Source organism: Skermanella sp., assembly GCF_059503625.1.
The window spans coordinates 1-8,685 of record NZ_JCACHA010000832.1 but is presented as its reverse complement, the minus strand read 5'-3'; the positions used below and the strand labels follow the sequence as shown (position 1 = coordinate 8,685).

The 8,685-nt window shown below is 61.7% G+C and carries 12 protein-coding genes; 6 read left to right on the top strand and 6 right to left on the bottom strand.

Annotated elements, in window-relative coordinates:
- Positions 1 to 50: 50 nt before the first annotated feature.
- On the bottom strand, positions 51 to 506 hold the full coding sequence (locus AC5JJ6_RS30045) for a hypothetical protein (RefSeq protein WP_496045579.1): 456 nt from the start codon (positions 504 to 506) through the stop codon (positions 51 to 53).
- 63 nt (positions 507 to 569) lie between these two features.
- Positions 570 to 959: a hypothetical protein gene (locus tag AC5JJ6_RS30040; RefSeq protein WP_496045578.1), complete on the bottom strand. Its 390-nt coding sequence runs from the start codon at positions 957 to 959 to the stop codon at positions 570 to 572.
- Between the two features lie 447 nt (positions 960 to 1,406).
- On the opposite strand from AC5JJ6_RS30040, the gene AC5JJ6_RS30035 reads away from it, so the two are divergent.
- Positions 1,407 to 1,538, top strand: a complete 132-nt coding sequence (locus AC5JJ6_RS30035) for a hypothetical protein (protein ID WP_496045577.1) — start codon at positions 1,407 to 1,409, stop codon at positions 1,536 to 1,538.
- Between the two features lie 113 nt (positions 1,539 to 1,651).
- Here AC5JJ6_RS30035 and AC5JJ6_RS30030 read toward each other — a convergent pair whose 3' ends face one another.
- The 3 genes from AC5JJ6_RS30030 to AC5JJ6_RS30020 all read right to left on the bottom strand — a co-directional run bounded on the left by AC5JJ6_RS30030 (position 1,652) and on the right by AC5JJ6_RS30020 (position 2,817).
- Positions 1,652 to 2,068, bottom strand: a complete 417-nt coding sequence (locus AC5JJ6_RS30030; protein ID WP_496045576.1) for a type II toxin-antitoxin system VapC family toxin — start codon at positions 2,066 to 2,068, stop codon at positions 1,652 to 1,654.
- A complete protein-coding gene (locus AC5JJ6_RS30025) occupies positions 2,068 to 2,322 on the bottom strand; it encodes a type II toxin-antitoxin system prevent-host-death family antitoxin (RefSeq protein ID WP_496045575.1) in 255 nt (84 codons plus the stop codon). Before AC5JJ6_RS30025 ends, AC5JJ6_RS30030 begins: the two co-directional genes overlap by 1 nt.
- Before the next feature lie 120 nt (positions 2,323 to 2,442).
- Entirely contained in the window at positions 2,443 to 2,817 is a 375-nt protein-coding gene (locus tag AC5JJ6_RS30020; RefSeq protein WP_496045574.1) for a hypothetical protein, read from the bottom strand.
- On the opposite strand from AC5JJ6_RS30020, the gene AC5JJ6_RS30015 reads away from it, so the two are divergent.
- From AC5JJ6_RS30015 to AC5JJ6_RS30000, 4 genes are read left to right on the top strand one after another with little or no spacing between them, the layout of a single operon-like run.
- The gene (locus AC5JJ6_RS30015; protein WP_496045573.1) at positions 2,810 to 3,856 is read left to right on the top strand and encodes a putative B6 ABC transporter substrate-binding protein; all 1,047 of its coding nucleotides are present in this window, start codon (positions 2,810 to 2,812) and stop codon (positions 3,854 to 3,856) included. The genes AC5JJ6_RS30020 and AC5JJ6_RS30015 overlap by 8 nt on opposite strands.
- Positions 3,853 to 5,376, top strand: coding sequence for a putative B6 ABC transporter ATP-binding protein (locus tag AC5JJ6_RS30010; protein WP_496045572.1), 1,524 nt, complete (start codon positions 3,853 to 3,855; stop codon positions 5,374 to 5,376). The genes AC5JJ6_RS30015 and AC5JJ6_RS30010 overlap by 4 nt, the downstream gene beginning before the upstream one ends.
- Positions 5,373 to 6,401: a putative B6 ABC transporter permease subunit 2 gene (locus tag AC5JJ6_RS30005; protein WP_496045571.1), complete on the top strand. Its 1,029-nt coding sequence runs from the start codon at positions 5,373 to 5,375 to the stop codon at positions 6,399 to 6,401. Before AC5JJ6_RS30010 ends, AC5JJ6_RS30005 begins: the two co-directional genes overlap by 4 nt.
- Complete coding sequence (locus AC5JJ6_RS30000; RefSeq protein WP_496045570.1) at positions 6,392 to 7,348, top strand: putative B6 ABC transporter permease subunit 1; 957 nt, start codon at positions 6,392 to 6,394, stop codon at positions 7,346 to 7,348. Before AC5JJ6_RS30005 ends, AC5JJ6_RS30000 begins: the two co-directional genes overlap by 10 nt.
- An 83-nt stretch (positions 7,349 to 7,431) precedes the next feature.
- Here AC5JJ6_RS30000 and AC5JJ6_RS29995 read toward each other — a convergent pair whose 3' ends face one another.
- Entirely contained in the window at positions 7,432 to 7,587 is a 156-nt protein-coding gene (locus AC5JJ6_RS29995) for a hypothetical protein (protein WP_496045569.1), read from the bottom strand.
- 174 nt (positions 7,588 to 7,761) lie between these two features.
- Here AC5JJ6_RS29995 and AC5JJ6_RS29990 point away from each other — a divergent pair, with 174 nt between their 5' ends.
- Positions 7,762 to 8,463 (top strand): CBS domain-containing protein, encoded by a 702-nt coding sequence (locus AC5JJ6_RS29990; RefSeq protein WP_496045568.1) that lies wholly within the window; start codon positions 7,762 to 7,764, stop codon positions 8,461 to 8,463.
- The last annotated feature ends 222 nt before the right edge of the window (positions 8,464 to 8,685 follow it).

Here is an 8,685-nt window from a genome sequence, read left to right as displayed (position 1 = left end):
ACTCATATTGCGAGCTCCAGCGCAACCCTTTTTGTCAACCCCGTGAGCAATCACCTTAAAGTTAAAGCCTGCCTATGAATATCTTGTTGCATATCTCGAGCCTTATTTACCGAATCGAGATAAAAAGAACTAAGTGGGGCTTCTGCACAATTTGCATCCCTTTCAAGGTCAGAAATTTCTTTAATTAGTCTGTCGTATTCAAAATTAAAATGTTTTATTTGCCTTTTCAATGCTGGGGCTCCGACAGAGGCCCGCTGATAATAGTCTATATGGTCTAAGAACTTTTGTTCAAATTTTTTAGCTACGTCGGCATTATCGGACCTATCTGACTCATAAAATTTTTTATAAGTCAGTTCGATGGAATTTATTAGATGCTGTGTCTGGAACAGATGGGGTCTACTTTGGATAAGATTAAACAATAACTTTCTTAACTCACTAGCAACTTGTCCTCTGTTTAACCCACCTTTGTCAGGCAAATCACCTTCCAAATCCCTCTCTGTAGGCATGAAATAAAACACTTCTCTTGCAATCATATTTTTGATATTACTGTAACTACTTCTAAGCCAATTCTATTGTCCCAATGGCAAATCATCAACAAACGTTGAAAACACAAAAGGAACCATTATAGTGCAAAAATCTCTAAGTTCATTATTATTAAAATAAAAATTATTTATTATGTTATAACATTTATCAATTGTGTTAGCTACTTTCGTTTCTTGTTGTCGTAATGACAGTTCTTTTATTGACTGCATTCGAGATTTTTGCTCCTGCTCTCTTGCTTCCTGCCTTATGTTTTCTTCAGAAACTTCCTTTTTTCTCTGATGGATAAAAGTAAATATACCAAGTGGTATGGCAAAACCTGACAGAAGAGAGCCAAACGCAGCAACTTTATCAGGTTCGAATACTTTTATGACAGCTATAGATAGGATAAATAAGCAACCTGAGGCAAGACCTATCATTATATTTTCGCAACCATATCTGTAAACCCCATAATTGTGTCGTTCATATTTTTGGAATTCTATGATAATAGATGAATTCAGTAGCTTCAACAGCATTTTTGGCCATTTTACATAAAAAAAGGTTAAAATAACCTTTTTGTCACATAGTTCAATACCTGAACATAGAGCTTATTTGGACAATTTGCATGACGGGAATTTTCGTTGTTTTTGATAAGCAAGTCCCCGGAGCATGGATCGGATCATTGCTGCTGGGAACATGGCTTCGGAAACCTCAAGCAGCTTCTGGTAGCATTTTGAGAGGTGACGAAACCAATGGTTCCGCAGTTGCCACACGATGACCAAGGTCAGGCAGAGCAGGAAGCACAAGAAGAAAGGGGGCAGAGTGATTAGGATGGGTGAGGAGCTTGCGTCCGGGTCGCCGCCCTTAGGGAGCAGGATAGATTTTCAATGATCCACTCTGACCCCTTCACTTGCGACTTCATAACCAAACCGATCACGCTGGAGATGGACGACTGGTTACGCAACGCCATCGGCAATGATGGCAAGGTGTATGAGGATGTGACGTTCAAGCCTATGTAAGGGTTCGATGAGGCGATCCCGCTGGGAGACCCTGCTGGCGTCTCGTTCGATCCATATGGACAGCGAGAAGTAAAAGCGGGATCGACTCCGTGTTTCACTTGATCGGAAATCAGTCACCCATCACGCCAAGGGTTGAACAGCTTCACGCCCATAGGCTCGAAATCACGCACGTTGCGCGTTATCACTGTCATCCGGTGAACAAGCGCTGTAGCGGCAATCAGGCTATCGCGCTGCGGGCGCGGGTCGGGGACATGCAAGGCGGCACATCGCTGCGCTATGGAGGCATCGACAGGGATGATGCGGTCCTCGAACGCTGGCATCACCTGCGTCTCTATCCATATACGCAGTATCTTGCCTTTCGCGGCATCTTTCCGGGCAGCCTGTGCCGCGCCCAACTCGATCTCGAACAGCGTGATGGCAGATATGAAAAGATCGGCCGGTGTGGTGCCCTTGGCCCAGGCGATTACGCCGGGGTTCGCCCTTTCTGGTCGCCGAAACTCCGACAGGATGTTGGTGTCGAGCAGAAACATCAGTCGAGATCCGCCGGACGTGCGAAGTCGTCTTCAAGCCGGGGCGGATCGAAATCGAAATCGCCCTCGTCCTGACGCAACAACTCGATGATGGACCCAAGACCCTCGCCTGAAAGTCGCCGGTAGGTGTCGTATCTGAGCAGTACATAGGCAGGTTCTCCCCGGTCGGTGACGATCACCGGTCCCTCGTCAGCCGCTCGCTTCGCTTCGCTGGGGTTCTGGTTGAACTCCCTGCTGGACATCAATTGACCCATGGCTGCCTCCATCGGCTCAGAATGAGACTACGATACTACATCTACGGGTTCGCATCATCAGGTTCTTGTGTCTACAATGCTACATTCATAACTGGCTCATGGTCTGGCTTTCTCAGGGACTCAGCGGCAGGACAGGCGGCCTTCGTCCATGGCTTTGCAGGTGAGGCTGGTGGCCTTCGTGATATCGATCTGGTCGCGCGTCTCGCACGCCCTCCCCTCTACCCCGCACCACACCGCCTCGACCGGCATCCGCTCACCCCCAACATTCCGGATGAAGACCGTTCCAGTAACCGGATCGGACGTGAAGTCGATGCGAACCGCGCCGCCAGGCGCGGCGACGCCGAGGTCCGCCGAGAACCAATGGGCGAGTTGGGCCGCGCAGGCGATGGGGTGGTCGGTGCGGTTCTTGACTTCGACGGCGTTCTGAGTGAAAGCAACCTCGTCCGCCAAGGCAGGGCCGAACAGGAACAGCGCGAACAGAGGCATCATGAACATTCCCGGTATCCGTCTCCTGGCCCTTTGTTTCGTTTTGGCCGTCCCGGCCGTGGTTGGCAAGGCGCAAGGGGCCGAGGTCAAGAGCATCGCCATCCTGGTGCCGGAACAGGCCAGTGATTTCGGCTGGAACCAGCAGGGCGTCGACTCCGCCAAGGCTGCAGCAACCCAGACCGGCGTTGCGGTGACTGTCGCCCAGGGTCTCGGCTATGGCGACGTGCGGCCGACGCTGCGCGAACTGGCGGAGGACGGGGCCGGGCTGATGATCGCCCATGCCAGCGGCTACAACACGGCGGCGCCCGAGATCGCGGAGGAGTTGAAGGTTCCTGTCGCCATCGTGGACCGGCCGGACAGCCTGAAGCCGGGCCTCGTTGCGGACTATACGCTGAGCGGGCACGAGGGCGCTTATCTGGCCGGGCGCATGGCCGCCAAGGTCAGCCGCACCGGCACCGTCGGCATCGTCGTGTCGGGGGAGCCGCCGTCGTGGAACGCGCAAAGCGCCGGGTTCGCCCAGGGCGTCCGGGCGGAGAAGCCGGGGATGAAGATCGTCTATGCGGTGATCGGGCCTGCCGCCTACAGCGATGCGGCGGGCGGCCAGCGGGTGACGGCGTCGGTGATCGCGGCGGGGGCGGATGTCATCTTCGGGCAGGGCAACGGGTCCAGCTTCGGCATGCTCCAGGCGGTCGAGACGACCAAGGCGGTCGATGGCGGCAAGGTGCTGTTCATCGACGTGATCGGCGACAAGACGCCGGTCGATAAGGGTTTCCTGCTGACGTCGGTGCTGTGGGACCTCACCCCCGTCTATTCCGCGATGATCGAGGATCTGCGCGGCGGCAGCTTCGGGACGAAGCACTACAAGATCCAGCTTGCCGACGATTCGCTCCGGCTGCTGCGGACGAAGAACGTGCCGGAGGACATCTGGGCCTCGGTCATGAAGATCCGGGACGACGTGATCGCCGGCAGGATCAAAGTCGATGCGACCTTCGACGCGGCGGTGGTGCGGGCGCTGATGAGCGAGACCGGCGGGGCCGTTCCGCGTTGATATCCCCGCCGGCTGGCCCGCTGATCGGGCTGAGGGGCATCACGAAGCGGTTTCCCGGCGTCGTCGCCAACGATCATGTCGATCTCGACATCCATGCTGGCGAAGTCCATGTCCTGCTCGGCGAGAACGGCGCCGGCAAATCGACGCTGATCGGCATGCTGGCGGGGCTGGTCCAGCCGGACGCGGGGGAAATCCGCGTAGACGACGCGCCGGCGCGGATCTCCTCGCCCAAGCGGGCGCTTCGGCTTGGCATCGGCACGGTGTTTCAGCACGGCATGCTGGTGCCGACGCTGACGGTCGCGGAGAACCTGTCGCTGGGGACCGCGTGGTGGAAGCCCTGGGCGGCGGGCGCGGTCGAGCGCCAGTTCGACGCGCTGTGCGCCGGTTTCGGCGTGCGGATCGCGCCCGGCGCCGTGGTCGGGGACTTGTCGCTGGGGGAGCGGCAGCAGGTCGAGATCTTCCGTGCCCTGCTGCGCGGCAGCCGCGTGCTGGTGCTGGACGAGGCGACGTCGATGCTGACGCCACAGGGCGTCGCGGAACTGGGCGGACTGATGCGGGAGCTGGCGCGGCGGTCGATGGCGGTCGTGCTGATTACCCATAAGCTGGGGGAGGCGCTGGAGTTCGGCGACCGGATCACCGTCCTTCGTCACGGGCGCAAGGTCGCGGAACTGGGGCCGGAGCGGCTTCGGGAAGAGGACGCGGAGACGCTCCGGGAGCAGGTGATCCACGCCATGTTCGGCGGAGCGGGCAGCGGCGGCGGGCCGGTTTCCCGTGGCGGCATTCGAGGGCGGGCGGTGCTGGCGGTCGAGGGGCTGGTGGTGGACGGGGGGTCCGCCGTCAGCTTCGAGGTCGATGCTGGAGAAATCCTGGGCATCGCCGGCATCGACGGCAACGGACAGAAGCAGCTTGCCGAAGCGCTGGCGGGACAGCGGCGGGCGCTGCGCGGTGACGTGCTGCTCGACGGCCGGCCGATAACAGGGCTGGATGTCGGGGCACGCCGGCGGCTGGGGCTGCGCTACGTCACCGACGACAGGCTTGGCGAGGGGACGATTGCCGGGTTCCCGGTCTCCCTCAACCTGTTGCTGAAGGAGATCGGCGGCGCGCCGTTCTGGAAATGGGGCGTCGAGCGGCCGGACCCGATCCGCCGGCATGCGCGCAAGCTGATCGAGGATTTCGACATCAGGACGCCGGGTCCGGATACTCCCGTCGGCAAGCTGTCCGGCGGCAACATCCAGAAGGTGCTGCTGGCGCGCGAGCTGTCCGGCGGCGCCCGCGCCGTGATCCACAGCAAGCCGACCCATGGCCTGGACGTGCGGAACGCCGCGTCCACCCGGCGGCGCATCCGGGAAGCGGCGGGGGCCGGGGTGGCGACGGTCCTGATCTCGACCGATCTGGACGAAATCCTCGAACTGGCCGACCGGGTCGCGGTGATGTCGGAAGGCCGGATCGTCGGCATCGTCGCCAACGACGGCGACGCCCGGTCGCGGATCGGGCGGTTGATGGCGGGGGACGGCGCATGAGGGGCGTGGCAGGGGACGTGGCGTTGGCCGTCGTTCCGGTACTGGCGGCGCTGGTGCTGTCGGGGGGCGTCCTCTGGCTGCTGGGAACGGACCCGCTGGAATACTATGCCTATGTGGCGCGGCGGGGATTGCTGACGCCGTCGGGCTTGCAGGCGACGGTCACGCGGATGGCGCCGCTGCTGCTGGTCGCGGCGGGGCTGATCCTGGCGTTCCGGACTGGGCTGTGGAATTTGGGATCGGACGGGCAGTTCATGCTGGGCGCCACGGCGGCGGCGGTGGTCGCTCCGCCGCTGGCGGAAGTGTTGCCGGGCTGGGCGGCGCTGGGGCTGGGGGCGTTGGCCGCGATGGTCGCGGCGGCGCTGTGGTCGCTGCTGCCGGCGCTGTTGAAGGCGCGGGCCGGCGTCAACGAGATCGTCACGACGCTGATGATGTCGTTCCTCGGGCTATCGCTCGCCAATGCGCTGGTCAAGCTGGTGTTTCTCGATCCGGGAACCACCGTGCCGCAGACCAGGACGCTTGCCGTCGCCGACCGGCTGCCGGCCCTGCCGGGGACCATCGTCAGCGGCGGGGTGCTGATCGGGCTGGCGGCCATCGTCGCGGTCCATCTGGCGATGACGCGGACCGCTTTCGGCCTCAAGCTGCGCGTCGTCGGGGCCAGCCCGCGCGCCGCGATCCACGCGGGGCTCCGGGTGCCGCTGCTGACGGTGGCGGTGTTCGCGCTGTCGGCGGGATTGATCGGGCTGGGCGGTGCGGTCGAGGTGATGGGCGTGCTCGGCAATGTGCGGGCGGACTGGAACCCGGCCTACGGGCTTTCCGTGATTCCGCTGGTCTTCCTGGCGCGGCTGAACGGCTTCGCGGCCATCGTCTACGTGCTGCTGTTCTCGGCGCTTCAGATCGGGGCGGAGAGTGCGGCGCGGCGGCTGGGCGTGCCGGCCTATTTCACGCTGGTCCTGGTCGCCAACCTGCTGATCGTGCTGGCCGTCGTCGAATACGGGACGCAGCGGAGGCGTCCGGCATGGACATGATCCTGTCCGCCGCTTTCCTGACGTCGCTGGTCGCCGGGATGGTGGTGTCGGGCGTGCCCCTGCTGCTGGCGGGGTTGGGCGAACAGGTTTCCGAGAAGGCCGGCGTGCTCAACATCGGGATCGAGGGGATGATGCTGGCCGGCGCCTATGCCGGTTTCCTCGGCGCGTATCAGACCGGATCGCTCTGGGTCGGCTTCCTCTATGGGATCGGCGCCGGGATGGCGGTGGCGTCGGTGATGGCGGTGCTGTGCGTCCGGCTCGGGCTGAACCAGATCGTCATCGGCATCGGCCTGACGCTGGGGGCGGAGGGGCTGACCGCCCTGCTCCACCATGTCAGGTTCAGCCGCTCCTATCCCCGGTTGCCGGGCGTCGAAACGCTGCCGGTGCCGGGGCTGGCGGACCTGCCTATCGTCGGCCCCGCCCTGTTCGACCGGCACCCCATCGTCTACCTGGCGGTCGCGTCGGCGGTGGCGCTGTCGGTGCTGTACCGGAGGACGCATCTCGGGCTGACGCTGAGAGCGGCGGGCGACAAGCCGGCGGCGCTCGACGCCGCCGGGGCCGATGTCGTGCGGACGCGGGTCGCGGCTGTTCTGTGTACCGGCGCCTTCGCGGGGCTCGGCGGAGCCTTCATGGCGGAGGTCGGGGCGGGGCTGTTCGTCCCGTTCATGACGGGAGGCGCCGGGTTCATCGCGATCGTGCTGGCGATGCTGGCCCGGGGCCGGCCGTTGTGGGTGCTGGCGGGAGCGGTTCTGTTCGGCGCCTGTTTGTCGATGACGACGGCGCTTCAGGTCGCCGAATTCGATGTGCCGACCGACGTGATCCAGATGCTGCCGTTCGCTGCCGTCATGGCCGTTCTGGTCGTCTTCGGGCGCGGCGCCAGCTTGCCGGCGGCGCTGGGATCGGCTTATGTCCGGGGCAGCCGCGATACGGACGGCGAGCGGTCATAAGAAATGCCAGCCCCCGAGGGAGCCGGCTTCCAGTTCACACCCATCCACACGGGTATCGGGTCGTGGGGTCACAATGGCTTTGATTACTCTGCCAGGGTGAACGCCGGGCGCGGCGGCATGGCCTTGGGCAGCTGGCCGGCCTTGGGAGCCCGCAGCAGGAACGCCAGCAGGAAGACCGAGCCGGCCTGGATCAGGCCGAAGAACATGAAGGTCTGTTCGTAGCCGGACGGCGCGATCATAATGACGCTGCAGTTTGTAAAGAATCCTGGAAACGAAAGAAAGCTGCGTCGCAACGCCTCAGCGTGAACGGTTAATCAATTAACCACTTCAAGGGCGGCTGGTAGTTGGTATATTGTATGCCACACCGCAGATTAAGACGGTGCCTAAGCGTTTGAAAACACACGGAGGAAGCCATGAAGGCCGGCGATATCATGACCCGCAACGTCATTACGATCGATGCCGACAGTACGGTGGCGCAGGCGGCTCAGCGCATGCTGGACCACCGGATCAGCGGCATGCCGGTGGTGGACGGTAGCGGACGGGTAATCGGAATCATCAGCGAAGGCGATCTGCTGCACCGGGCCGAAACCGGCACCGAACGGCGCAAGTCGTGGTGGCTCGGGCTGATGGCGGGCGCCTCGTCCCAGGCGGAGAACTTCACGCGTGAGCACGGCCGCACCGTGCGTGACGTGATGAGCGCCAATGTCATCAGCGTCGACGAGAACACCGACCTCAACGAGGTCGTCCACATGATGGAGGGAAAGCGGATCAAGCGCGTGCCCGTCCTGAGCAACCGCCAAGTCGTCGGCATCATCAGCCGTGCAAACCTGATGCGCGTCCTGGCGACCATGGAACCCGCCGCCGCCGCTCCGGCCGCCGACGACCGCACGATCCGCGACCGGGTGCTCCAGGCCTACAAGGGTCAAAGCTGGGCGCCCGATTTCGGCGAGAACGTCGTCGTCAAGGACGGCGTCGTCCATCTCTGGGGCTCCGTGCGGACCGAGTCACAGCGTCAGGCCCTGCTGGTCGGTGCAAGGAACGTGGCGGGCGTGCGCGAGGTCGTGGACCACATCGACGTCGTCAGCCCGGTCGCGGAAGGCTTTGTCGGTTGGTGACGTAAGCCGGCTCGTCAAGGTTGGCGAACGCGGAAAGGCCGCCCCGATGGGCGGCCTTATCTGTCTTCGATTGTCGAAGTTAGGTTTTGTGACGGAGATTGTGTGTCTTCGGCGCAGGCTTACTGCTGCGCACGGCGCTCATAGAGGAGACGATCGATTTACCTATCGGTAAACGATGAGATCAAGCCGATCGAGCGATTAGTAAGGCTTAGCTTCACGCGT

What these genes read in the sequence shown, in the direction of transcription:
- AC5JJ6_RS30045 (WP_496045579.1), bottom strand. Translation starts at nt 506, where the DNA reads ATGCCTACAGAGAGGGATTTGGAAGGTGATTTGCCTGACAAAGGTGGG.
- AC5JJ6_RS30040 (WP_496045578.1), bottom strand. Translation starts at nt 959, where the DNA reads ATGATAGGTCTTGCCTCAGGTTGCTTATTTATCCTATCTATAGCTGTC.
- AC5JJ6_RS30035 (WP_496045577.1), top strand. Translation starts at nt 1,407, where the DNA reads ATGATCCACTCTGACCCCTTCACTTGCGACTTCATAACCAAACCGATC.
- AC5JJ6_RS30030 (WP_496045576.1), bottom strand. Translation starts at nt 2,068, where the DNA reads ATGTTTCTGCTCGACACCAACATCCTGTCGGAGTTTCGGCGACCAGAA.
- AC5JJ6_RS30025 (WP_496045575.1), bottom strand. Translation starts at nt 2,322, where the DNA reads ATGGGTCAATTGATGTCCAGCAGGGAGTTCAACCAGAACCCCAGCGAA.
- AC5JJ6_RS30015 (WP_496045573.1), top strand. Translation starts at nt 2,810, where the DNA reads ATGAACATTCCCGGTATCCGTCTCCTGGCCCTTTGTTTCGTTTTGGCC.
- AC5JJ6_RS30020 (WP_496045574.1), bottom strand. Translation starts at nt 2,817, where the DNA reads ATGTTCATGATGCCTCTGTTCGCGCTGTTCCTGTTCGGCCCTGCCTTG.
- AC5JJ6_RS30005 (WP_496045571.1), top strand. Translation starts at nt 5,373, where the DNA reads ATGAGGGGCGTGGCAGGGGACGTGGCGTTGGCCGTCGTTCCGGTACTG.
- AC5JJ6_RS30000 (WP_496045570.1), top strand. Translation starts at nt 6,392, where the DNA reads ATGGACATGATCCTGTCCGCCGCTTTCCTGACGTCGCTGGTCGCCGGG.
- AC5JJ6_RS29995 (WP_496045569.1), bottom strand. Translation starts at nt 7,587, where the DNA reads ATGATCGCGCCGTCCGGCTACGAACAGACCTTCATGTTCTTCGGCCTG.
- AC5JJ6_RS29990 (WP_496045568.1), top strand. Translation starts at nt 7,762, where the DNA reads ATGAAGGCCGGCGATATCATGACCCGCAACGTCATTACGATCGATGCC.